At 63.3% G+C, this 22,175-nt stretch carries 22 protein-coding genes and 1 pseudogene; 14 read left to right on the forward strand and 9 right to left on the reverse strand.

The window, feature by feature from the left end:
* Window positions 1-328: 328 nt before the first annotated feature.
* Together AAFX91_RS11245 and AAFX91_RS11250 are read left to right on the forward strand one after the other, a co-directional pair.
* Entirely contained in the window at window positions 329-994 is a 666-nt protein-coding gene (locus AAFX91_RS11245; protein ID WP_394566482.1) for a response regulator transcription factor, read from the forward strand.
* A complete protein-coding gene (locus AAFX91_RS11250) occupies window positions 988-2,295 on the forward strand; it encodes a HAMP domain-containing sensor histidine kinase (RefSeq protein ID WP_130579726.1) in 1,308 nt (435 codons plus the stop codon). Before AAFX91_RS11245 ends, AAFX91_RS11250 begins: the two co-directional genes overlap by 7 nt.
* Before the next feature lie 9 nt (window positions 2,296-2,304).
* On the opposite strand, the gene AAFX91_RS11255 is transcribed toward AAFX91_RS11250, so the two are convergent.
* The 3 genes from AAFX91_RS11255 to AAFX91_RS11265 form a co-directional block, all read right to left on the reverse strand.
* Entirely contained in the window at window positions 2,305-4,176 is a 1,872-nt protein-coding gene (locus tag AAFX91_RS11255) for a ferrous iron transporter B (protein WP_130579727.1), read from the reverse strand.
* Window positions 4,177-4,195: 19 nt separating this feature from the next.
* Window positions 4,196-4,471: a FeoA family protein gene (locus AAFX91_RS11260; RefSeq protein ID WP_130226273.1), complete on the reverse strand. Its 276-nt coding sequence runs from the start codon at window positions 4,469-4,471 to the stop codon at window positions 4,196-4,198.
* Window positions 4,472-4,564: 93 nt separating this feature from the next.
* Window positions 4,565-6,040, reverse strand: coding sequence for an MFS transporter (locus AAFX91_RS11265; protein ID WP_130579728.1), 1,476 nt, complete (start codon window positions 6,038-6,040; stop codon window positions 4,565-4,567).
* 186 nt (window positions 6,041-6,226) lie between these two features.
* Here AAFX91_RS11265 and AAFX91_RS11270 point away from each other — a divergent pair, with 186 nt between their 5' ends.
* The 4 genes from AAFX91_RS11270 to AAFX91_RS11285 all read left to right on the forward strand — a co-directional run bounded on the left by AAFX91_RS11270 (window position 6,227) and on the right by AAFX91_RS11285 (window position 9,821).
* Complete coding sequence (locus AAFX91_RS11270; RefSeq protein ID WP_394566483.1) at window positions 6,227-6,469, forward strand: type II toxin-antitoxin system RelE/ParE family toxin; 243 nt, start codon at window positions 6,227-6,229, stop codon at window positions 6,467-6,469.
* Between the two features lie 9 nt (window positions 6,470-6,478).
* The gene (locus AAFX91_RS11275; RefSeq protein ID WP_394566484.1) at window positions 6,479-6,889 is read left to right on the forward strand and encodes a helix-turn-helix transcriptional regulator; all 411 of its coding nucleotides are present in this window, start codon (window positions 6,479-6,481) and stop codon (window positions 6,887-6,889) included.
* 298 nt (window positions 6,890-7,187) lie between these two features.
* Window positions 7,188-8,684 carry an IMP dehydrogenase gene (gene guaB / locus AAFX91_RS11280; protein WP_282531858.1) on the forward strand — a complete coding sequence of 499 codons (1,497 nt, stop codon included), beginning with the start codon at window positions 7,188-7,190 and terminating at the stop codon, window positions 8,682-8,684.
* Window positions 8,685-8,798: 114 nt separating this feature from the next.
* Window positions 8,799-9,821, forward strand: coding sequence for an NADP-dependent oxidoreductase (locus AAFX91_RS11285; RefSeq protein ID WP_394566485.1), 1,023 nt, complete (start codon window positions 8,799-8,801; stop codon window positions 9,819-9,821).
* A 235-nt stretch (window positions 9,822-10,056) separates the two neighbouring features.
* Here the strand turns inward: AAFX91_RS11285 and AAFX91_RS11290 are convergent, their stop codons facing one another.
* Together AAFX91_RS11290 and AAFX91_RS11295 are read right to left on the reverse strand one after the other, a co-directional pair.
* Window positions 10,057-10,299 (reverse strand): hypothetical protein, encoded by a 243-nt coding sequence (locus AAFX91_RS11290; protein WP_394566486.1) that lies wholly within the window; start codon window positions 10,297-10,299, stop codon window positions 10,057-10,059.
* 43 nt (window positions 10,300-10,342) lie between these two features.
* A complete protein-coding gene (locus AAFX91_RS11295; protein WP_394566487.1) occupies window positions 10,343-11,182 on the reverse strand; it encodes a metallophosphoesterase family protein in 840 nt (279 codons plus the stop codon).
* Window positions 11,183-11,306: 124 nt separating this feature from the next.
* On the opposite strand from AAFX91_RS11295, the gene AAFX91_RS11300 reads away from it, so the two are divergent.
* The 5 genes and pseudogenes from AAFX91_RS11300 to AAFX91_RS11320 form a co-directional block, all read left to right on the forward strand.
* The gene (locus AAFX91_RS11300; RefSeq protein ID WP_394566488.1) at window positions 11,307-11,690 is read left to right on the forward strand and encodes an MAPEG family protein; all 384 of its coding nucleotides are present in this window, start codon (window positions 11,307-11,309) and stop codon (window positions 11,688-11,690) included.
* Window positions 11,691-11,699: 9 nt separating this feature from the next.
* Window positions 11,700-13,001 (forward strand): RsmB/NOP family class I SAM-dependent RNA methyltransferase, encoded by a 1,302-nt coding sequence (locus AAFX91_RS11305; protein ID WP_394566489.1) that lies wholly within the window; start codon window positions 11,700-11,702, stop codon window positions 12,999-13,001.
* Between the two features lie 190 nt (window positions 13,002-13,191).
* Window positions 13,192-14,790, forward strand: coding sequence for a glutamine-hydrolyzing GMP synthase (gene guaA, locus AAFX91_RS11310; protein ID WP_394566496.1), 1,599 nt, complete (start codon window positions 13,192-13,194; stop codon window positions 14,788-14,790).
* Window positions 14,787-16,058, forward strand: a complete 1,272-nt coding sequence (locus tag AAFX91_RS11315; protein ID WP_394566497.1) for an Hsp70 family protein — start codon at window positions 14,787-14,789, stop codon at window positions 16,056-16,058. Before guaA ends, AAFX91_RS11315 begins: the two co-directional genes overlap by 4 nt.
* A 31-nt stretch (window positions 16,059-16,089) precedes the next feature.
* Window positions 16,090-16,293: pseudogene (locus AAFX91_RS11320) on the forward strand (GMP synthase (glutamine-hydrolyzing)); the annotation flags it as partial.
* A 260-nt stretch (window positions 16,294-16,553) separates the two neighbouring features.
* Here AAFX91_RS11320 and AAFX91_RS11325 read toward each other — a convergent pair.
* Together AAFX91_RS11325 and AAFX91_RS11330 are read right to left on the reverse strand one after the other, a co-directional pair.
* Window positions 16,554-17,153 carry an NADPH-dependent F420 reductase gene (locus AAFX91_RS11325; protein WP_394566490.1) on the reverse strand — a complete coding sequence of 200 codons (600 nt, stop codon included), beginning with the start codon at window positions 17,151-17,153 and terminating at the stop codon, window positions 16,554-16,556.
* 40 nt (window positions 17,154-17,193) lie between these two features.
* Window positions 17,194-17,928 carry an SDR family NAD(P)-dependent oxidoreductase gene (locus AAFX91_RS11330; RefSeq protein ID WP_394566491.1) on the reverse strand — a complete coding sequence of 245 codons (735 nt, stop codon included), beginning with the start codon at window positions 17,926-17,928 and terminating at the stop codon, window positions 17,194-17,196.
* A gap of 286 nt (window positions 17,929-18,214) precedes the next feature.
* Here AAFX91_RS11330 and AAFX91_RS11335 point away from each other — a divergent pair, with 286 nt between their 5' ends.
* The gene (locus tag AAFX91_RS11335) at window positions 18,215-19,111 is read left to right on the forward strand and encodes a LysR family transcriptional regulator (protein ID WP_394566492.1); all 897 of its coding nucleotides are present in this window, start codon (window positions 18,215-18,217) and stop codon (window positions 19,109-19,111) included.
* A 297-nt stretch (window positions 19,112-19,408) separates the two neighbouring features.
* Here AAFX91_RS11335 and AAFX91_RS11340 read toward each other — a convergent pair whose 3' ends face one another.
* The gene (locus tag AAFX91_RS11340) at window positions 19,409-20,314 is read right to left on the reverse strand and encodes a LysR family transcriptional regulator (protein ID WP_394566493.1); all 906 of its coding nucleotides are present in this window, start codon (window positions 20,312-20,314) and stop codon (window positions 19,409-19,411) included.
* Between the two features lie 125 nt (window positions 20,315-20,439).
* Between AAFX91_RS11340 and AAFX91_RS11345 the strand changes: the two genes are divergently transcribed.
* Both AAFX91_RS11345 and AAFX91_RS11350 read left to right on the forward strand, forming a co-directional pair.
* Entirely contained in the window at window positions 20,440-20,862 is a 423-nt protein-coding gene (locus tag AAFX91_RS11345; protein ID WP_282529886.1) for a DoxX family protein, read from the forward strand.
* Between the two features lie 40 nt (window positions 20,863-20,902).
* Complete coding sequence (locus AAFX91_RS11350; RefSeq protein ID WP_282529887.1) at window positions 20,903-21,775, forward strand: NmrA family NAD(P)-binding protein; 873 nt, start codon at window positions 20,903-20,905, stop codon at window positions 21,773-21,775.
* A 187-nt stretch (window positions 21,776-21,962) separates the two neighbouring features.
* On the opposite strand, the gene AAFX91_RS11355 is transcribed toward AAFX91_RS11350, so the two are convergent.
* A partial coding sequence (locus AAFX91_RS11355; RefSeq protein WP_394566494.1) for a hypothetical protein occupies window positions 21,963-22,175 on the reverse strand: 213 nt, incomplete at its 5' end.

Raw genomic sequence — 22,175 nt, forward strand, 5'->3', positions numbered from 1 at the left:
TTCAGGATAGGACACTTTGCGGAACTCCAATCGGGGATGTCTTGCGGTGTTGCCGAATTTCGAATGGAGCGTGCCTGTCCCAACTTAGCTCCGACTTAGGGGCGCGATCGTGCCGAAGGATGAACGGGAGTAGAGCTAAGTATCGGCTAAGTCGGAGCTGTCATGCTTCCCGCGGAGGCCCAGACCCGACAGGAGAACCAGAGGGAAGATGATGTCCCGTTCACGGACCGTAGCCTGCTCGCTGGCCACTGGCATTGCGACGGCCGAGACTCCCGGCGCAGCCGCGAACGATGCCGGTCCGCCGGCTCCATAGCGGGTGCCGACTGTCATGCGAGTGCTGCTGGTCGAAGACGACAAAATGATCGGCGCGGCCGTTCTGGAGGCGCTGAAGGATGCCGCCTACGCCGTCGATTGGGTCAGGAACGGCGATCTCGCCATCGAGGCGATCCACAGCGAGACCTACGATATCGCGCTGCTCGATCTTGGCCTGCCCCTCGTCGATGGCCTCGATGTTCTAAAACGAGTCCGCGCGGAACACGCGCGCCTTCCGATCATCGTACTGACGGCGTGCGACGCCTTGAGCGATCGCGTGGCTGGTCTCGACCTTGGTGCCGACGACTACTTGGTCAAGCCATTCGAGATCGGGGAATTGCTGGCGCGCATGCGCGCTGTACTGCGGCGCGAAGGCAGCGGTACGCCGCCGGTTCTCACCAACGGCCGGCTTTGGCTTGATCCAGCCACGCGCGAGGCGACCTTCTTGGGTGAGCAAGCGGTACTGAGCGCACGCGAATTCGCTCTGGTTCAGGCGCTGCTGATGCGGCCTGGTGCGATCCTGTCCCGCAGCGAACTCGAGCGCCAGATCTACGGCTGGACCGAGGAAGTCGAAAGCAATGCTGTCGAATTCCTTATTCACGCGGTGCGCAAGAAGCTGGGTGCCATTGCGATCAGGAACGTTCGCGGCGTTGGGTGGATGGTGGATCGTCCTACATGCTGAAATCGTTGCGCGCACGTCTGTTCGTCGGCCTCACGGCGATTATCGTGCTGACGGGAGTGATCGGAGGCACCTTCGCTTATCTATGGGCCTACAGCGAAGCCATCGAAATGCAGGACTCGGTCCTGATCCAGGTCGGCACGTTCGCGCTGAACGCTTCGGTCAGGGAAAGCCAGCCCGTCAACGGTGTCGACGCGGAGGCCGAGGTTGCGGTCATCGAACTGGGAACGTCGCCGCGCGGCTCGGCCGACGACCGTAATCTCTGGACGCTGCCGGACGGATTGCACAACGGCGTATATAGAGGGCAGCCGATTCGCCTGTTGCTGCGCACGCGCGCCGACGGCAGCCGATTCGCGGTGACGCAGCGCACGGAGATCCGCACCGAGATCGCAGACGACATGGCGTTGCGGACATTGCTGCCGATTGTCGCGCTGGTTCCATGTCTTCTGCTGGTGACAGCATTGGTGATCGCAAGTTCGTTCCGACCGATGGTCAAGCTGGCTCATGATCTCGATGCGAGAAGGGGCGACGACATCCATGAATTGAAGGCGGCGGGAATGCCGAGCGAGTTACATCCGTTTCTCGTGTCGATTAACGGATTGTTGGATCGCATGCGCGGCATGATGGAGCAACAGCGGCGGTTTATCGCAGACGCGGCCCACGAACTCCGGACGCCGATTACGGCGCTGAGCCTTCAGGCCGAAAATCTGGATCCGCGCGAAATGCCGCCCCAGGCGCGCGAGCGTCTCAACGCGTTGAAGAGCGGCATGCGGCGAACCAAGCATCTGCTCGAGCAACTCTTGGCACTTGCGCGCCAGGATGCCGTGCAAGCCACGGTTTGGGAGACCGTCTCTCTCGACGAGATAGCGAAGGAAGTCGTCGCCGATCTTCTGCCGGAAGCCGCCGCGCGAGACATAGATTTGGGCTTTAGGATGGCCGAGACTGTTGCGGTCAGCGGTGATGCGCTGTCGCTTGCCTCGGCCGTGCGCAATCTCGTCGAAAACGCGGTCAAGTTCACGCCCGATGGCGGAAGCGTCGACCTTGGGGTCTATCGTGAAGGCGAGATGGCGGTCCTGCAGATCGAGGACACCGGGCCGGGGATTCCACCGAGCGATCTCGACCGGATATTCGAGCCGTTCTTTCGAGGTGAGCGGCCGACGGGGGAGGGATCCGGGCTTGGATTATCGATCGTGAAACGGATCATCGATCGTTGCGGTGGCTCGATCGCGTTCGAAAACGTCAACGGGACCGGCCGATCGGGCCTTCGCGCGACCATCAAGATGCCGTGCAAGAGCAACCCATAGTTTTGGGGTTTAGCCTGCCCCCAATGCGACCGCGATATTGTAGGTCGCAAAGCTCGCCAGATACGCCAGTGTGAGCATGTAGAAGAAGGTGACCGCCATCCATCGCCAGCCGCCGGTCTCGCGGCGGATCACCGCGAGCGTCGAGGCGCATTGTGGGGCGAAGATGTACCACACAAGCAACGACAAAGCGGTGGCGAGGCTCCATTTGGTGGCGAGCACATGGCCGATCTGGTCGGCGGCTTCCTTGCCACCTTCGATGGCGTAGACGGTGCCAAGCGCTGCCACCGCGACCTCGCGGGCGGCCATGCCGGGGATCAGCGCCACCGCGATCTGCCAGTTGAAACCGAGCGGCGCCAGCAGTGGCTCGATCGCCTTGCCGATGATCGCGGCGAGGCTGTAGTCGATGGCGGGATCTTGGGCACCGGTCGGCGCGGTCGGGAATGATGCCAGGAACCAGATCAGCACCATCATCGAGAAGATCGTCGTGCCGGCCCGCTGCAGGAACATCTTCGCCCGCGTGTAGACGCCGATGGCGATGCTCTTCAGCCGCGGCAGTTTGTAGTCGGGCAATTCCAGCATGAACGGCGCAGGGGCGTAATCGCGCAGCATGAAGAATTTGACCAGGAACGAGACGCCGAGCGCGCTGGTGATTCCAGCCGCATAGAGGCCGAACAGGACGAGGCCACGCAGGTTGAACCAGCCCCACACATCGCGGTCCGGAATGAACGCCGAGATGATCAGCGTGTACACGGGAATGCGTGCCGAACACGTCATCAGCGGCGCGATCAGGATGGTTGTCAGGCGGTCGCGCCGGTTGTCGATCACGCGCGTCGCCATGATGCCGGGGATCGCGCACGCAAAGCTCGACAGCAGCGGAATGAAGGCGCGGCCGTGCAGGCCGGCGCCGCCCATGATGCGGTCCATCAGGAACGCCGCGCGGGCCATGTAGCCGAAATCTTCCAGCAGCAGGATGAACAGGAAGATGATGATGATCTGCGGCAGGAACACGATGACGCTGCCGACGCCGGAGATGACGCCGTTCTGCAGGAAGCTCTGCAGCAGCCCTTCCGGCAGCGTGTCATGCACGAACTGGCCGAGCGCGTCGAAGGCCGAGGACAACAGCTCCATCAGCGGCTGTGCCCAGGCGAACACGGCCTGGAACATCAGGAACAGGATCAGCGCGAGGATGAAAAGTCCCGCCACCGGATGCAGCACCACCGCGTCGATCCGGGCGGTCCAGGTGTCGGGCTTGGCCGGTAGCGAGACGGCGGAGGCGATGATGCGGTCGGCCTCGCGCTGGGTGGCGCGCAACTGGGAGGCGGTGAGGGGCTGCCATCGATTCGGCCCGACGGGTGATTGCTCTTGCGCCGCGATCTCGTCGGTTCGACGCAACAGTTCCGCGATCCCGCCTTTGCGAACTGCGATCGACGTCACGACGGGCACGCCGAGCGCCTCGGACAATTTCGGCACGTCCACGCTCACACCGCGGCGGGCCGCAATGTCGAACATGTTGAGCACCAGCATCATCGGCCGGCCGGTGTTCTTCAGCTCCAGCAGCAGGCGGATCGTCAGCCGCAGGTTGGTCGCGTCCGCGACACAGAGGATGAGGTCGGGCACGGCCTCGCCAGGGGTGCGGCCGAGCACCATGTCGCGGGTGATTTCCTCGTCCGGGCTGCGCCCGCGCAGCGAATAGGTGCCGGGCAGGTCCACCAGCGAAACCTGCCGTCCGGCGGGGGTGACGAAAAACCCTTCCTTGCGCTCGACGGTCACGCCCGGATAGTTCGCGACCTTCTGGCGGCTGCCCGTCAGCGCATTGAAAAGCGAGGTCTTGCCGCTGTTGGGCGTGCCAACCAGCGCGAGATGCAGCAGTGGGGCTTCCATCGCGTTACCGCTCGCTCCATCAGGCGACGATGATCGCCATGGCCTCGCGCCGGCGCAGGGCGATCGTAACGTTCTCGACCCTGACCGCGATCGGGTCGCGTCCAACGATCCCCTCGTGCAGCACCTCGACCCGGGCGCCCTCGACGAAACCGAGCTCGATCAACCGGCTCTCGAGTTCGTGGCCGGCGAGCGCTGAAGCTGCCTCAGCTACGGCCAGATGCTGGATCACGCCCGAATATCCCCGCTTGGCCAGTCCCAACGGCTGAGATGTTCGGATATCGGTTTGTTCGCTCATCACACGTGTTTTTCAGCCGGGCGCGAAACGGTCAAGCGCTGCGACCAACACGAAGCTGGGATTTAGAACGATTACAAGTTGGTGACGCGGGCGCTATCCCAATCGCTGATCCCGCGCGTCCTGCGTTCCTTCGGTTGCGGCCTTCACGGCGGCGGTGGCCGCGCCCTTGCGGCTGGAGATCTCGACCGCCTTGCGGCCGGAGATCTCGTGGCCGGCATCGTCGGGCATTTGCCAGAAGAACCAGGCCGACGCCGCGGAGATGACTGCAACTACCAGGAAGGCGGGCGCGAACATGATCGCGCTCAAATCGCTCGCACCGTGCAGCAACATCGTCGTCTCCACCGAGAACGCGCCGACCGCGACGCCGGCGGAGATCGCAAGCTGCTGGTTGACGCTGACCAGCGTTGTGGCGCGGCTCATCTGCGCCGGCTCGACCTCGGCATAGGCGACCGTGTTGATGGCGGTGAACTGCAGCGAGCGGAAGAAGCCGCCGACCACCAGGATGATCATGATCAAGAGCAGCGGGGTCGTCGATGTGAACAGCGCGCAGGCGGCAAGGAAGAGCGAGCTCACCACAGCATTCACCGTCATCAGGTTGCGGAAGCCGAAGCTGCGGATGATGCGTGCGGCAAGCGTCTTCATGCCCATGGCGCCGACGGCGGACGCGAAGGTGACGAGGCCGGACTGGAACGGCGACAGCCCGAAGCCGACCTGCATCAGCAACGGCAGCAGGAACGGCAGAGCGCCGACGCCGAGGCGGAACATGAAGCCGCCGATGATGCTGGCGCGCAGCGTCGACAGGTTCAGCAGGGAGAAATCCAGCACCGGCGATCCGGTCCGTCGTGCGTGGATGACGTAGAGCGTCATCGAGATCGAGCCGACCGCGATCAGCGAGGCGACAACCGTCCATGGCAAAAGGTTGAGGCCGGCGACCGAAAGCCCGAAGGCGATACCGGCAAGGCCGATGCCGGCAAGCACGAGGCCGTAGAGGTCGAACGGCTCCGGGTTCTCGCTCTTGATCGGATCGATGTATTTCAGCGCCATGAAGATGCCGAGGAACCCGATCGGAATGTTGATCAGGAAGATCCAGTGCCAGGAGAAATAGGTGGTGATGAAGCCGCCGAGCGGCGGCCCGATCACCGGTCCGATCAGCGCCGGCACCGTCACCCACGCCATCGCGTTGACCAGCGCGCTCTTGTCGACCGAGCGCAATAGCACCAGCCGGCCGACCGGTGTCATCATCGCCCCGCCGAGGCCCTGCAGGATGCGCGCGAACACGAAATCGGTGACCGAGGACGACAGCGCGCAGCCGATCGATCCCAGCATGAACACACCGACCGCTCCCGCAAAAACCATCCGCGCGCCGAACCGGTCGGCGGTCCAGCCGCTCGCCGGAATGAAGACCGCAAGCGAGAGCAGGTACGAGGTGATCGCGAGCTTCAGCGTCAACGGACTGGTGCCAATATCGGCCGCAATCGCCGGCAGCGAGGTCGCAATAACCGTCGAATCCATGTTTTCCATGAATAAAGCGGTGGCGACGATCAGCGGGATCAGGCGTTGCTTGTCCATCGGTATCGGAGAACAGGCGAGTCAGGGGCGGGATGCCGTGCGGCTTAGCACCGCGTTGCGTGCGAGGCTATTGCGGAGTGCCCGCGAAAGCTAAATCCTGTGTAACCTTCAGTTCCCGCCGTGCGCACTATATCGCACTATGCGAAGGTATCTTGTCGAACGAATCGCGTTGTGCGATAATTGCCAGTGAAAGAGATCGAATTCACCTCTGCTGCCGTCCGCCAATGGCGCAAACTCAGCGCTGCGACACGCGCCCAGATCGATCTCAAGCTAAAGACGTTCGCAGAAACCGGCGCTGGTGACGTGAAAGCGCTCAAGGGCGTATCAGGCATGCGATTGCGTTCGGGTGACTGGCGCGTCCTGTTCACGATGAAGGGCAATACCATCACGGTTCACGCCGTAGGCCACCGCCGCGAGATCTATGATTGAGAGGATGCCATGGCAAAAGCCGGCACAGCAAAGAGCAATGTCCAGTTTATCCGTACCCCCGGCGGCGACGATCTCGCCGTGCTGCCGCGCAACGAATATGATCGACTGGTCGCCTTGGCCGCCGAGGCGCAAGAGGATGCCGGCGCGAGCCGGATTGTCCGTAATTCCGTGCGTGCCCTGAAGGAGGGGCGCGAGGTCGTGCTGCCGAAGGCCGTCGCCGATCGTCTGGCGAACGGCGATAATGCAGTGCGCGTCATCCGTGAGTGGCGTGGCATGATTCAGGGCGAACTGGCTGTCGCGGTCGGGATCAGCCAGAACTACCTGTCCGAGATCGAGACGGGGCGCCGCAAAGGCCCGGCCGAACTGCAGAAGAAATTCGCTCGCGCGTTGGCTGTACCGGTTGACCTGTTGATCGACTAGGGCAGCGGGCTCGGTCGCCACGACCGGATCCGGCTATTGTTCCCGGCGGAAAACCACCTAAATCCCAGCCTGACGCGGCCATTCAGGCCGAAGGCGATCGGCGGCGCGGTTGCCGGCGGGCGCTGAAAAAGCCTGTGCATGGCTGGCAAACACTTTGATTCGTCATGTCGCCATGCTATCGACCAGCGTCAACCCCACCGATGGGCTCCGATTCGACGGCGATGCAGCAGGCAGCGCCGGGAGGCGGCGCTCATCCTTTTACGTTATCGCGGCGGATCGCCGCCGAAAGGAGTTGGCAATGGCGACGGTACAGGCATCCCCCGCGATCCGCGAGGCCTTCACGTTTGACGACGTGCTGCTGAAGCCGGGCCTCTCGGACGTGCTTCCCTCGGAAGTCGACATCCGCTCTTACGTCACCCGCGCCATCCCGCTCAATATCCCGATCATCGCTTCCGCGATGGACACGGTCACCGAAGCGCGCATGGCGATCGCGATGGCGCAGTCCGGCGGCATTGGCGTCATCCATCGCAATTTCGACGCCGAGGGCCAGGCCGCGCAGGTGCGGCAGGTGAAGAAGTTCGAATCCGGCATGGTGGTCAACCCGCTCACCATCGGTCCCGACGCGACGCTCGCGGATGCGCTGACGCTGATGAAGGACCACGGCATATCAGGCATTCCCGTGGTCACCGGCGCGGCGAAGAATGTCCCGGGCAAGCTGGTCGGCATTCTCACCAACCGCGACGTGCGCTTTGCCACCGATCCCAGGCAGAAGGTCTCGGAATTGATGACGCACGAAAACCTCGTGACGGTGCGCGAGGGCGTCAGCCAGGACGAAGCCAAGCGGATGCTGCACAAGCATCGCATCGAGAAGCTCTTGGTCGTCGACGATCAATATCGCTGCGTCGGCCTGATCACCGTGAAGGACATCGAAAAGGCGGTGGCGCATCCGCTGGCCGCAAAGGACGCACAGGGCCGCCTGCGCGTGGCCGCGGCGACCACGGTCGGCGAGGGCGGTTTCGAGCGCACCGAGCGCCTGATCGACGCCGGCGTCGATCTCATTGTCGTGGATACCGCGCACGGCCATTCCTCGCGCGTGCTCGAAGCCGTCAACCGCATCAAGCGGCTCTCCAACGCGGTGCAGGTGATCGCCGGCAACATCGCGACCAAAGACGGCGCGCAGGCGCTGATCGATGCCGGCGCTGACTCGATCAAGGTCGGCATCGGCCCGGGCTCGATCTGCACCACCCGCATCGTCGCCGGCGTCGGCGTGCCGCAGCTCACGGCGATCATGGATGCGGTCGAAGCGGCGAAGAAGGCCAATGTGCCCGTCATCGCCGATGGCGGCATCAAATATTCCGGCGACCTCGCCAAGGCGCTTGCGGCCGGCGCCGACATCGCGATGGTCGGCTCGCTGCTCGCCGGCACCGATGAGACGCCCGGCGAAGTCTTCTTGTGGCAGGGCCGCTCCTACAAGGCTTATCGCGGCATGGGCTCGGTCGGCGCGATGGCGCGCGGCTCGGCCGACCGTTATTTCCAGCAGGACATCAAGGATACGCTCAAGCTCGTGCCTGAAGGCATCGAAGGGCAGGTGCCCTACAAGGGCCCGGTCGCCAATGTGATGCACCAGCTTGCCGGCGGCCTGCGCGCCGCAATGGGCTATGTCGGCGCCAGGAACATCGCCGAATTCCACAACAAAGCGGAGTTCATCCGGATCACCGGTGCTGGCTTGCGCGAGAGCCACGTCCACGACGTCACCATCACCCGCGAATCCCCGAACTATCCGGGCGGGGCGTAAGCTCCGTCTCTCTGTTATTCCGGGCTTCATGCGTCGTATCGTCCCCGAATGACGCTTCCGATTGATTGGCTGCTTCGCTACGGTGACGCGAAGCAAACAATCGGAGGAAACATCATGCCCCAGGGCAAGCGCATCGTTCTCGCCTCGCGTCCCGTTGGCGAACCCAAACCATCCGACTTCCGCCTCGAGGAATATGCCGTGCCGGAGCCGGGCGCGGGCCAGGTCCTCTTGCGCACGATCTGGCTGTCGCTTGATCCCTACATGCGCGGGCGCATGAGCGATGGCCCGTCCTACGCGCAGCCGGTGCCGGTCGGCGGCGTGATGGAAGCCGGCACGGTGAGCGAAGTGGTCGCTTCCAACAACCCTGGCTTTGCCAAGGGCGACATCGTGCTGTCGCGCGCCGGCTGGCAGACGCACGCGCTCTCCGACGGCAAGGGCCTGTCCAAGATCGATCCAAAGCTTGCGCCGATCTCGACCGCGATCGGCGTGCTCGGCATGCCCGGCATGACCGCCTATACGGGGCTGCTCGACATCGGCAAGCCGCAAGCAGGCGAGACTGTGGTCGTGGCTGCGGCGTCAGGCGCGGTCGGTTCCGCGGTCGGGCAGATCGCAAGGATCAAGGGTGCTCGCGCGGTCGGCATTGCCGGCGGCAAGGACAAATGCGACTTCGTGAAGAACGAGCTTGGCTTCGACGATTGCCTCGATCATCGCGATCCCGACCTCGCGGCCAAGTTGAAGGAAGCTTGTCCGAAGGGCATCGACGTCTATTTCGAGAATGTCGGCGGCGCCGTGTTCGACGCGGTGTTCCCTCTGCTGAACCCGTTCGCGCGCGTGCCGGTCTGCGGCCTGATCGCGCACTACAACGATACCGAGAGCAAGCCGCCGAAATGGGCCGGCGCGATGATGCGCGCGATCCTGACCAAGCGCCTGACGTTCCGCGGTTTCATCGTCAGCGATTTCGCCGCCCGTCACGGCGATTTCCTGCGCGACATGTCGCAGTGGGTGCGCGAGGGCAAGGTCAAGTACAAGGAGTTCGTCACCGACGGTCTCGAGAGCGCGCCCGAGGCGTTCATGGGCCTCTTGAAGGGCGCCAATTTCGGCAAGCAGCTCGTGCGCGTCGGGCCGGACAGGGCGTGAGCCGCGGCGCCGTCCTACGGCTCTGACGGGCCGTCACGGGTTCCCCGATAACATTTGGAAATTAACACCGTCCGCCGCGCCAACGCGGCGGACTTTTTTATGGCAGCGGCTGCGATATCGCAGGCTTCGGGCAAGGGCCACCGTACCAGAAAGGTCACAGCGTTAACCAAATGATTCCCGTAGGAGTCGCCTTTGCTTGACTGTGCATGCAACACATTGAATTAATACATTATTTTCAGGTGTAGTCATGTTTGAAATCGGCATATTCTGTGTCATTTTGCTGGCGGCCGGCTATGGGGTGGCCATGTGGCTCATCCGCCGCCGCGCTGATGTTTTGCACGGCAAATTCGTCGAGGCCGGGCCCGACCTTGAGTCGCTCAGCATCGGTCCGCTGGTGCCGCCGCCCGCGCCACGCCCCAACGCGGAATCCCTGCAGGCGCTGCTGACGGTGATCCAGCAGGATCTGAACGACAGTCATCCAGCAGGATCCGAAGGATACGGCGCAGACTTGACGCGTCGGCCTAATCCGCCGCCATCTCTGCGAGCAGCGCGTCGAGGCTGATATCGACTTGGCCTTTCGCCCTGACGTGGCGGACCTCGAAACTGTCGGGCCGGAAGCGGTACTCGACAATCCCGGTTTCCTTGATCCCGATCACGTCCTGCATGTGGTCGGGAATCATGAAGCCGACGGACGGCGCCCAGACATGGCGGACGCCCCGATGGGTGAAATCGCGCCGCTGATGCACATGGCCGCTGCCGACCAGGCGCCAGTCGACCGCGCCGAACATCTCGATCAGGCGGCACCGCGCCGGCTGCGGGACATAGCGGATCGCGGTTTCCGCAAGCTCGGCGTCATCTGGCAGATTCAGGAACAGCGGCTTGTGCAGGAACAGCGCAACCGGCTTGCCGTTGACGTTGCCAAGCTGTGAAGCGAGCCAGTCGAACTGCTCGGCCTCGCTATCGAGCCCGGTATTCATGATCAGCGAATTGAGCCCGATGAAGCGCCAGCCGGCGGCCTCGAAGCACCAGCGATCCTCGCCGACGATGGCGCGGAACGCATCGCAATTCTCCTCCGTTGCCGGCTCTGTCGGCGGCGTGCCGACCGCGGTCGGGTTGTCGCCGATGTCGTGATTGCCGGGCAGATAGCGGCAATCGACCGGCAGCGCCGCATGCAGCGACTTGGCAAATTCGAGATCGGCGCGGCTGTTCGGCCCGTCGAAGGCGACGTCGCCGCTGTTGAGGACGAGCTCGGGCCGCGTCGCGTCGATATGCTCGGCGACCGCCTCAAAATTCGCGATCAGCGTCGGCCGGATGCGGGCGAGGTGGGTGTCGGAAATCTGGGTCAGGCGAAATTCGGACATGCAACCTTCCTTTTGAAACGATGTTAGATCGGGCCGAAGTCGGAATGATGACGGTGTCACGTTGTCAGTAGCGGAAGCGTTCGCCATCAGCTATCGCTTGCGTTTTAAACGGGGTATGAATCCCATGTCGGTTCAAATGGTTCTGCTGCCGGTCTTCGTGCTGGTCGCGCTCACCTTTGCGCTTCTGTTCGGCATGACGCGAACGCAGCGCGGAGCGCCGGCCAGTAGCGCGCCGAACCGGGCGACGCAGCTTGCCGATTGCTACCGCGACCAATTCGAATTGCCTGTGTTATTCTATCTCCTGATCGCACTTGCGCTGCCGCTGCGCCGTGCCGATCTCATCATCGTGATGCTGTCCTGGGTGTTCGTGGTGACGCGCTTTGCGCATGCCGGCATCTTCGTCACCTCAAACGATTCCGCACCCCGCTCGACGGCCTGGCTCGCAAGCGCGCTGGTGCTGTTTGCGATGTGGCTCTATTTCGCTCTGAAACTCCTGCTCCTGATCTGAAAGTTCCTGATGACCCCCGCCGCGCGTCTCTCCGCCGCCATCGAATTGATCGACACCATCGACGCTGAGCGCGTGCCGGCGGCGAAAGCCTTGAAGGAGTGGGGCACCGCGCATCGCTACGCCGGCTCCGGCGACCGCGCCGCGATCTCTGGCCTGATCTGGGACGTGCTGCGCCGGCAATCCTCCAGCGCCTACCTGATGGATGACGACAGCGCCCGCGCCCGCGTGCTCGGCATGCTCCATCTCGAGCGCAGCATGGATGTCGACGCCATCGCCGCGCTCTGCGACGGCGGCCGCTTCGCCCCAGTGCCGCTCACGGATAGCGAGCGCACTGCGCTCACCTCGCGCTCGCTGCAAGGCGCGCCGGCATATACCGCCGGCGATTATCCGGAATGGCTCGATCCATATCTCGCAAATGTGTTCGGCGACGACCGCGCGGCGGAAGCGACCGCGATGGCGAGCCGCGCGCCGCTTGACCTGCGCGTCAACACGCTGAAGACGAGCCGCGACAAGATGCTGCCGCGGCTGAAGCATCTCGGCGCCAAGGAAACGCCGTGGTCGCCGCTTGGTCTGCGGATCGAGCTCGGCGCCGACGCCCGCAATGTCGGCGTCCATGCCGAGGAGGATTTCATCAAGGGCGGCATCGAAGTACAGGACGAAGGCTCGCAGCTCGCCGCGCTGTTCTCGGCCGCAAAGCCCGGCGAGCAGGTGATCGATCTCTGCGCCGGCGCCGGCGGCAAGACGCTGGCGCTCGCCGCGATGATGCAGGGCAAGGGCCGGCTGATCGCGACCGACCGCGACAAGCGCCAGCTCGCGCCGATCCACGAGCGCCTGTCGCGCGCCGGCGTGCACAATTGCGACGTCCGCACGCCCCGCGGCGACAGCGATCCCCTTTCGGACATCAAGGCCTCCGCCGATCTCGTCGTGATCGACGCGCCCTGCACGGGCACCGGCACCTGGCGCCGCAATCCGGACGCCAAATGGCGGATGCGCCCGGGCGCGCTCGAGGTGCGGCTGAAGGACCAGGCCGAGGTGCTCGCGCGCGCGGCGCCCCTGGTGAAGCCGGGCGGGCGCATCGCCTACATCACCTGCTCGGTGCTGCCGGCCGAGAACGGCGAGCAGGTCGGAGCCTTCCTCGCCCGCCATGGCGAATTCTCGATCATCCCACCCGAACAGACCGCCAGCATCCTCTGGGACAAGGCGGAAGCCTTCGCCGCCGCGGCCCTGCCGTCACCCGAGGGCTGGCTGATGACCCCCCGCCGCACCGGAACCGACGGCTTCTTCGTCTCGATTTTGAAGCGAACGGGGTAGGTGCGGAAGGGTGGGCAAAGCGAAGCGTGCCCACCCTCCACGGGCGGTGCAAGAAAGGTGGGCACGCTCCGCTTTGCCCACCCTACGGCAGCCCTGACACCGGCAAAACCCCGTGGATGGCCGTCACCAGCCCGCACCCGCCGCCCCCGGGAGGGTTGCGATGCCGCCCCCCGTCGCGTATCTGCTGTCCATGACAGCCGCCAAGCCCGACCGCTCGCCGTCGACGCCCTCCGTGGCCTCGGCGCATGACAAGATTCTGATTGTCGATTTCGGCAGTCAGGTGACGCAATTGATCGCCCGCCGCGTCCGCGAGGAGGGCGTCTATTCCGAGATCGTGCCATTCCAGAAGGCGGAGGCCGCCTTCAAGGACATGAAGCCCAAGGCGGTGATCCTCTCCGGCGGCCCGGAATCGGTGCATGAGGAGGGCTCGCCGCGCGCGCCGCAGCTCATATTCGACTCGGGCGTCCCCGTGCTCGGCATCTGCTACGGCCAGATGACCATGGCCGCCCAGCTCGGCGGCGAGGTCGAGGGCGGTCACCACCGCGAGTTCGGCCGCGCCGATCTGGAAGTAAAGACCGCGAGCAAACTGTTCGACGACACCTGGTCGCTGGGCGAGCGCCACCAGGTCTGGATGAGCCATGGCGACCGCATCACCAAAATGCCGCCGGGCTTCACCGTGGCCGGCATCTCGGCCAACGCTCCGTTCGCGGTGATCCAGGACGAGAAGCGGAAGTATTACGGATTGATGTTTCACCCCGAGGTGGTGCACACGCCCGACGGCGCCAAGCTCCTGCGCAATTTCGTCCGCAAGGTCGCTGGCCTGACCGGCGACTGGACCATGCGTGCCTTCCGCGAAGAGGCGATCGAGAAGATCCGCGCCCAGGTCGGCAAGGGCAGGGTGATCTGCGGCCTCTCCGGCGGCGTCGATTCAGCGGTCGCGGCGGTGCTGATCCATGAAGCGATCGGCGACCAGCTCACCTGCGTCTTCGTCGACCATGGCTTGCTCCGGCTGAACGAGGCCGAGACCGTCGTCGACCTGTTCCGCCATCACTACAACATCCCGCTGGTTCACGTCGATGCGTCGAAGCAATTCCTCGGCGAGCTCCAAGGGGTCACCGACCCCGAACAGAAGCGCAAGACCATCGGCCGCCTCTTCATCGACGTGTTCGAGCAGGAGGCCAAAAAGATCGGCGGCGCCGAATTCCTGGCGCAGGGCACGCTCTATCCCGACGTGATCGAAAGCGTCTCCTTCACCGGCGGCCCGTCGGTGACGATCAAGTCGCACCACAATGTCGGCGGCCTGCCTGAACGCATGAACATGAAGCTGGTCGAGCCGCTGCGCGAACTGTTCAAGGACGAAGTCCGCGTGCTCGGCCGCGAGCTCGGCCTCCCCGAAGCCTTCGTCGGCCGCCACCCCTTCCCGGGCCCCGGCCTCGCCATCCGCTGCCCCGGCGACATCACCAGCGAGAAGCTCGACATCCTCCGCCAGGCCGACGCCGTCTACATCGACCAGATCCGCAAAGCCGGCCTCTACGATGCGATCTGGCAAGCGTTCGCGGTGCTCTTGCCGGTGAAGACGGTCGGCGTGATGGGCGACGGCCGGACGTATGAATACGTTGTCGGCCTGCGCGCGGTGACGTCGACCGACGGCATGACCGCGGACTTCTATCAGTTCGACATGTCGTTCTTAGGGGCGACGGCGACGCGGATCATCAACGAAGTGAAGGGCGTCAACCGCGTGGTGTACGACGTGACGAGCAAGCCGCCGGGGACGATTGAGTGGGAATAACTCACGCCCGCCCGGGAGCGATTTGCGGTCTGGATTTTGGGACGTCGAACACTACGCTTGGCACAATCATTGGCAATAGCCCGGTGCTGGCCGCGCTTGAGGGCGCTCACGTCACGGTTCCAAGCGCAATCTTCTACAAAGCCGACGCCGGCACCCATATCGGCCGTCGTGCCATCGAAGCTTATGTAGAGGGTGACGCCGGGCGACTGATGCGCAGCCTCAAATCGGTGCTCGGCACGACGCTGATCGACGAGACCACCCGCGTCGGCCGCGCGCGCGTCAGCTTCCGTGATGTCATCGCTTACTATATTGGTGCGGTGAAGCGGCGCGCGGAAGAGGTCGTCGGATACCCGTTGCGTCACGTCGTACATGGCCGCCCGGTACACTTCGTCGATGACAATCCGACTGGCGATGCCAAGGCGGAGGCGACTTTGCGCGATATAGCCAAGCAAGTCGGCTTTGGTGACATCTCATTTCAGTTCGAGCCGATCGCAGCGGCGCTTGACTACGAACGTCAAATCGGGACCGAGGAAATCGCGCTGATCGCCGACATCGGCGGCGGAACGTCGGACTTTTCAGTTGTTCGGTTGTCGCCGGAGCGGCATCGCCACGCCGAGCGCAAGGACGATATCCTGGCCAACGACGGCGTCCGCATCGGCGGCACCGATTTCGATCGGTATCTCAGTCTTGGTGTCGTGATGCCGTTGCTCGGCTATCGCTCGGCTATGAAGCGGGAGGATCTGGAAGTCCCGTCGAGCTATTTCCATGACCTCGCGACGTGGTCGAGCATCAACCGCATGTATGATTCAAAAGTCATCAGCGAAATACGTCAGGTGCGTTATGAGGCGAAGCAGCCGGAATTGCTCGATCGCCTGGTGCGGGTGCTCGACGAGCAGCGCGGACACACGCTTGCGATGGATGTCGAAGGCGTCAAGATAGGGCTCTCGGAGACGCCGAAATCCAACATCGCGTTGGAGTGGATTGAGAAGGGCCTGGAAGCTGGGGTACGACGCAAGGATCTGGTCAGTTACACCCAGCGTCTTGCCGACCGCATCGAGGCGCGGATAGACATTTGCCTGAAGCAGGCCGGCCTTGCGGGAGCCGACATCGACGCGGTGTTTCTGACCGGAGGGTCGGTTCAACTGGCCCATGTCCGCAAGGCAATCACGGCGAAACTGCCAGCGGCGCGGGCGATTGATGGAGATACGTTCGGGGCTGTCGGCAAGGGACTGACCATCGAGGCCGCACGGCGTTACGGGACCTCTTAACCTCAGGGGCTTTCATGCCGGCCGCGAGCCCGTGATGGGCGACGGCCGGACGTACGAATACGTCGTCGGCCTGCGCGCGGTGACCTCGACCGACGGCATGACGGCGGACCTCTATCGGTTCGACATGAGCTTCCTCGGGGCGACGGCGACGCGTATCATCAACGAGGTGAGGGGTGTCAACCGCGTGGTGTACGACGTGACGAGCAAGCCACCGGGGACGATCGAGTGGGAGTGAAGGGGAGTACCGTGGAGTAGTATCGGATAGCAGAGGACACTCGAGCGAATCCTAGGCCATCGATAGTAGTCGATAGATTCTAGGCGACCCGCAGATCTGCCGCTCTGTCGGGCGTCTCCCCGCTCTTCGAACGGCGCCCATACGCCGTCAGGCCCACCCCAACCTTCGCGACTTTGTGGCCTTCAAATATTCGGTCGCGCGCTCGAAGAAGTTAGCGCGCGCGACCAGTTCTCGGCGTCGATCACACGGTCGTAGATCGATTACTGCTCCTTCTTGAACAAATCCTGGAAGATGAGCTGGCCCCAAACGCGGCCGCGTGCGTGCACCAGCGCGCCACCCTCGTTGAGCTTTCCCAGCTTGACGGGTGCGAACCCGAGTTGTTTGGCCAAGGCCGCCACGGGAGCGGTCGCGTCCTCGTCGTCGCTCGACAGAAAGACGACCCGGTGGCCGCCCTCGACGATCGGATCGGCAGCCAGGGTGGCCGCAATCAGGTGATTGAAACCTTTCACGAACTTGGCGCCGGTGAACGCCTTCGCGACGAAGGCGGAGGACGGGAGACCGTCCAGCTCTTCAAGGGGAACTAACGCGTTCATCGCGTCGATGACCGTCTTGCCTTTCCAGCTCGACAGGGCCTTCGCAACCTCGCGATGCTCCCCGAACGGGACCGCCAGGATGATTGTGTCGGCCTCGAGCGCATCTTGCAGCGACTTGGCGACGACCGTGGGTCCAATCGCCCGAGCCTGCGGCGCCAATGCCTCGGGCGGTCGGCGGCTCGCGACGGTCACGTCGATATTTTTACGGGCGAAGGCGCGGGCGAGGGCCTGGCCTATCTTACCGAATCCTACAATTGCATAGCTCATAATGCTTCTCCGATCCGTGTTGTATTGATTCCCCGGCCTTTCAGATGGCCGAGAAGCCGCCGTCGACAGACAACTCCACCCCATTCACGAAGCTCGAATCGTCCGAAGCAAGAAACAGCGCGACCGCCGCAATTTCCTCTGGACGACCCATCTTTCCCCGCGGGATCAGGGATTCGAACATCCGCTTCGCCTCCTCGGTGAGAACTTGGTCCTGCATCGGTGTGGCGATCGGCCCCGGGCTCAGCACGTTCACCCGGATATTCCTGCCCTTCAGTTCGTTGAGCCAAGTGCGTGCGAATGAGCGCAACGCCGCCTTGCTCGCCGAATACACGCCGTAACCAGGAAAACCTTTCACCGAAGCAACTGACCCGGTCATGAAGATCGATCCGCCATCGTTGAACAGCGGCAACGCCTTCTGAACCGTAAACAGCGTGCCGCGCGCATTCAGGTTGAAGGCCGCATCGAAGTGCTGCTCGGTAATCTCGCCCAGTGGGACGGCTTCGCCCATGCCGGCGCTCGCGTACAGGACGTCGATCTTGCCCTTTTCCCGCTTGACTGTATCGAACAGGCGGTCGAGGTCGTCGAGATTGGACGCGTCGCCGCGCACGCCGGTCACGTTCCGGCCAATCAGCTTGACGGCCTCATCGAGCGCCTCCTGCCTCCGGCCCGTGATGAAAACATAAGCGCCTTCTTCAACGAACCGCTTGGCGCTCGCCAGCGCCATGCCGCTCGATCCACCCGTGATGACTGCAACCTTGCCCTCAAGCTTTCCCATGACTTCTCCTTTCGGCTTTCCTCAGTTGCCCCCAAGCATTCGTCCGGGGACGGTGTCGAGGCTGAAATGGGTCCGGCCGCGTCAGGCGTTCAGTGCGGAAGTTCGCACATCGGTGGTGCAAAATCGAACCAGGCGAGCTAGTAACTTCAGCCACGGCATGCGGTGTGCGCGGTGAGCGACGCCCCAGGCGCCAAAGTCGCCGCCCCACTTGTCCGAGGACGAGACGTTATTCGATGGTATCGGACACGGGCTTTGGAAGGCGCACCCCGCGGTGCCGGATTGCACCATGATCGACTGGGATGACGTTCGCTACTTTCTCGCCGTCGCGCGCGGAGGCTCGGTGCGGGCTGCCGCCGAGCGCCTCGGTGTGAACCACGCGACAGTGCTGCGACGCATCGCCCAGCTCGAGGAACGCCTCGGGGTCCACCTGTTCGAAAAGCTGCCTTCGGGCTACCGCCTGACGGCTGCAGGCGAGGAGGTCCTCGAGTTCGCGGACCAGATGGAAGTGTCGTCGCACCTGCTGGAGACGCGCGTCTTCGGGCGCGACCAGAGCGTGCGCGGGCGTCTGCGGGTGACGCTGGCGCCGCCGCTCGCGACACACCTGCTCATGCCGGATTTCGCCGATTTCGCGCGTCTGCATCCGGACATCGAGATGGAAATCCTGTCGTTCGGCGAGCTGGCAAATCTGACCAACCGGGAGGCCGACGTGGCGATCCGCGTCGTCTACGACCGCAAAACCCTGCCGCTCAATCTTCACGGCCTGAAGGGACCGGAACTGTTCGGCGGCGTCTACATGTCCCGCGATCGACTGGCCGCGTGGCGTGCGGGCGCGCCTGATCCCATCCGCTGGATCGTCATCAGCATTCATGGAATTCCGGATTGGGCCAGCGAGGGTGAGGTTCGTACCACGGGGGTTCCATTCAGGACCAGTGACGCCGGGGCGCAGATCGTTGCTGTACGGCAAGGGCTCGGGATCACGACACTGCCGTGCTTCGTCGGCGATGCCGACCCGCTGCTGGTGAGGGTGCCGGGCACCGACCTGCACATGTACGGAACGGTCTGGCTTCTCACACAGGGGGAGACACGCAAGACGAAGCGCGTGCGGCTCTTCGCGGAGTTCGTATCCCGCAGGCTCGCCGCGTACGCTCCGCTTCTCGCCGGGCTGTCCCTATCGAGCGACTGACGCGCGGTGGGTCGCCGGCGACGCTTGCCATAATCCAGTCGGAAGCCGAGCTGCGATCGCTCCAAGCGAAAATCGCGGTCAATCCCTCGCGCTGCTGACGGTAGTCTTCGGCTATGTCGGCGCTGCGGCGTTGCCAGTGGATTCGAGAAAAGTGGACCGATCGATATTGATAGTCGCTGAAAGCGGCACGGCAGCAAGTGGTCTTCCCGGATATCTATTGCGCGTCGGAGGCTCGGCTCAGTGGCCTGAAATTACTCCGCCGTTGACATCGAGGGCCGGACGAAGATGTTCGGCTCGCTATTCCAGATACGGCGTCAGCACATCTTCGATCCATTTCATGAATGCACGGACTCGGCGCGACAGATTGCTCCGATGTGCTACGACGAGGGACACGGCGAGCGGCCGGCGACGAAAATCGGGTATGATCTCCACAAGCGCTCCACTCTCTAAGTATCGGCCAACCCCCAAGAGTGGCGCCTGAATCAGGCCAAGGCCGGCGAGGGCAGCGGCTTCGTAGGTCTGCGCGCTGTTGACGTGTAGCGCACCTGGCAACTGAAGCGTCGCGTAGCTGTCGCCGTCCGGATATTCCCATCCATAGGATCTTGCGCCCAGCATCGTCGAAAAATGAATTGTCCGATGTTCCTGACGCTGGAGATCTTCTAGCGATCGAGGAACGCCATAGCGCGCCAGATAGGCGGGACTGGCAGCGTTGACCATACGCAACAGGCCCAGCGGGCGGGCAACCAGCGTCTCGTCCCTGATGGGACCAAGCCGCAATACGCAGTCAAATCCCTCTTGAACCAAATCAACTTGCCGATCCGTACTCGACACCTCCAACTCCAACTCGGGGTGAGTCGCCATGAAATCCGGCAAGGCCGGCACGATCGTTGTGCGCGCCACCTCGGTCGGAAGATCGACCCGTAAGCGCCCGCGAAGTACCACTCGATCGCTCGCGAACATTGAGTGCAGATCATCAACTTCAGCAAGAAGATCGCGGGCGCGGGCATGAAATGCGCGTCCGTCCTCCGTCAACTGCACGCTGCGCGTCGTCCGGTGCAGGAGCCTGACACCGACATCTTCTTCCAGCTTCCGGACCGCGGTCGAGGCTCTCCCCTTTTGGATGCCCAGCCTATCGGCCGCGTGGGTGAAGCTCCCCATTTCCGCGACCGTTATGAAAATGAGGATGGGTTCGAGATTCTGCATTTTCGAGCCTTCGCATTGTTCACCGCGTGAGGAACAGTGAGTTCATTTCCTCGGCATTTATCACACACAGGAGACACAGTAAGTAGGGGGCCTCGAAGACAGGTGACCCTCTCGGAGAACGCCAAGTGTCTGAAACTATGAACCTTCATCAGGCGCCGGAAGTCATGAACTTGCATCGCGCCCTGTGGGCCGGCCGGATAATGACCGCAGCTGTCGTTGTCGCTCTGGTGGCAGACGGCACTATTCAGCTTTTCGCGCCGGCACAGATCGCGAGCATGTTGCAGGAAACCGGGTTTGCGATGGACCTGAGCCGTGTCGTAGGTCCGATCATCCTCGCCTGTGCCATCCTTTACGCCGTCCCGGCCACCGCCGTCCTCGGCGCGATCTTGGTCACGGGCTTTCTGGGCGGCGCCATCTGTGCCCATGTCCGCATCGGTGAGTTGGGATCGCCACCGGAACTCATTTCCCTGTTGCTGGGCGCGCTGACATGGGGCGGCCTCTACGCGCGTGATGCCCGTGTCCGGGCCCTTTTGCCGCTCATCCGCTGAACCAACAGGGGGCTCTGCCCCCAAGATCAGGAGAAAACACATGTTTTTAGTAATGGGAATCACGGGAAAAGTTGGCGGCGCAACGGCAGAACATCTGTTGGCGCACGGCAAGGAGGTACGCGCGCTGGTCCGCAATCGCGAGAAGGCGACTAACTGGGTGAACCAGGGCGTGGAAATGGTAGACGGCGATTGGAATGATCCGACAGCCATCGAGCAAGCGCTCAAAGGCGTCGACGGCGCGTTCGTCATGTTGCCGGCTGTCTGGGCGCCGTCGCCCGATTACAAAGAAGCAAAGGGCGTGATTGCAAACTATGTCGAGGCGCTCACCAAGGCAGCGCCGCCGCGAGTGGTTGCGCTTTCGTCGATGGGCGCGAACAGAACAAGCGGGCTCGGGATGATCACGGCCTTGTCGCTTCTGGAGCAAGGTTTTCGCGACCTGACATCGCCAACCGCGTTTGTGCGCGCAGGTGGATTCTTTGAAAATTTTCTCTACGGCTTGCAGGTCGCCCGGGGCGGAACGCTACCGGTCTACTACAATCCGACAAACCGGAAATCGACCATGGTCGCGACGAACGACATCGGCGCGGAGGCTGCAACCCTTTTAACCGGGCCAGCATGGTCAGGGCAGCGCGTCCTCGAGCTTGGTTCGATGGTCAGCGCGGATGAAGTCGCGGAGCAATTGGGTGAAGTCCTGAATCTCGACGTGAAGGCCTTTGCAGTCCCGCGTGCAGGATGGGCGGAAGCGTTCGAGCGATTCGGCATTCCGAAGGGCCACACCGGACCTGCCGAAGAAATGTTTGAGGCCGTGAATGCAGGATGGATGGACCTCGGAGTCGAGGGTACGGAGCACGTAGCGGGTACGACGTCCGCACGCGATGTATTCGAGGCCGCGCAGAACGCCGCCAAGGCGTAAGCCGCAGCGGCGGCATGCTCGCGTAGCCGACCCTTTTACGGGTTGATGGCGTCAAGCGATCAGTCGGACCAAGGATCAGCGCAGAAAAGCTGGGTTGGTGCTCAGCCGACGGGAGTTGACGGGCTCGAAGCGCCTAACAGGTGAGTTTGCTTTGACAGTGGCCTCAGGCAGGCCTTGCGGGCCTAGTTCAGGTTTTGCAGCTGCTGCGCGGCGGTCGCCGTGTCACGGCATCGTGCAGCAGCTCTGCGACGCTTTCGAGGTCCCGGGCGTTAATCGCCGCAATGTAGTGACCATAGAACTCCTTGAGGTCCGTATTTGACATTAGAGCATGATCCGGAAAAGTGGACACCGGTTTTCCCTCGCGACAAACGCGAAGCGTTTGCGCGGAGATCATGCTCAA

Origin of the sequence: Bradyrhizobium sp. 31Argb (genome assembly GCF_043638955.1) — a bacterium.
Classification (GTDB): domain Bacteria; phylum Pseudomonadota; class Alphaproteobacteria; order Rhizobiales; family Xanthobacteraceae; genus Bradyrhizobium.

Excerpts from the sequence above, each read along its gene's own strand:
- AAFX91_RS11245 (WP_394566482.1), top strand. The coding sequence starts at position 329 with ATGCGAGTGCTGCTGGTCGAAGACGACAAAATGATCGGCGCGGCCGTT.
- AAFX91_RS11250 (WP_130579726.1), top strand. The coding sequence starts at position 988 with ATGCTGAAATCGTTGCGCGCACGTCTGTTCGTCGGCCTCACGGCGATT.
- AAFX91_RS11255 (WP_130579727.1), bottom strand. The coding sequence starts at position 4,176 with ATGGAAGCCCCACTGCTGCATCTCGCGCTGGTTGGCACGCCCAACAGC.
- AAFX91_RS11260 (WP_130226273.1), bottom strand. The coding sequence starts at position 4,471 with ATGAGCGAACAAACCGATATCCGAACATCTCAGCCGTTGGGACTGGCC.
- AAFX91_RS11265 (WP_130579728.1), bottom strand. The coding sequence starts at position 6,040 with ATGGACAAGCAACGCCTGATCCCGCTGATCGTCGCCACCGCTTTATTC.
- AAFX91_RS11275 (WP_394566484.1), top strand. The coding sequence starts at position 6,479 with ATGGCAAAAGCCGGCACAGCAAAGAGCAATGTCCAGTTTATCCGTACC.
- guaB (WP_282531858.1), top strand. The coding sequence starts at position 7,188 with ATGGCGACGGTACAGGCATCCCCCGCGATCCGCGAGGCCTTCACGTTT.
- AAFX91_RS11285 (WP_394566485.1), top strand. The coding sequence starts at position 8,799 with ATGCCCCAGGGCAAGCGCATCGTTCTCGCCTCGCGTCCCGTTGGCGAA.
- AAFX91_RS11290 (WP_394566486.1), bottom strand. The coding sequence starts at position 10,299 with ATGACTGTCGTTCAGATCCTGCTGGATCACCGTCAGCAGCGCCTGCAG.
- AAFX91_RS11295 (WP_394566487.1), bottom strand. The coding sequence starts at position 11,182 with ATGTCCGAATTTCGCCTGACCCAGATTTCCGACACCCACCTCGCCCGC.
- AAFX91_RS11300 (WP_394566488.1), top strand. The coding sequence starts at position 11,307 with ATGTCGGTTCAAATGGTTCTGCTGCCGGTCTTCGTGCTGGTCGCGCTC.
- AAFX91_RS11305 (WP_394566489.1), top strand. The coding sequence starts at position 11,700 with ATGACCCCCGCCGCGCGTCTCTCCGCCGCCATCGAATTGATCGACACC.
- guaA (WP_394566496.1), top strand. The coding sequence starts at position 13,192 with ATGACAGCCGCCAAGCCCGACCGCTCGCCGTCGACGCCCTCCGTGGCC.
- AAFX91_RS11325 (WP_394566490.1), bottom strand. The coding sequence starts at position 17,153 with ATGAGCTATGCAATTGTAGGATTCGGTAAGATAGGCCAGGCCCTCGCC.
- AAFX91_RS11330 (WP_394566491.1), bottom strand. The coding sequence starts at position 17,928 with ATGGGAAAGCTTGAGGGCAAGGTTGCAGTCATCACGGGTGGATCGAGC.
- AAFX91_RS11335 (WP_394566492.1), top strand. The coding sequence starts at position 18,215 with ATGATCGACTGGGATGACGTTCGCTACTTTCTCGCCGTCGCGCGCGGA.
- AAFX91_RS11340 (WP_394566493.1), bottom strand. The coding sequence starts at position 20,314 with ATGCAGAATCTCGAACCCATCCTCATTTTCATAACGGTCGCGGAAATG.
- AAFX91_RS11350 (WP_282529887.1), top strand. The coding sequence starts at position 20,903 with ATGTTTTTAGTAATGGGAATCACGGGAAAAGTTGGCGGCGCAACGGCA.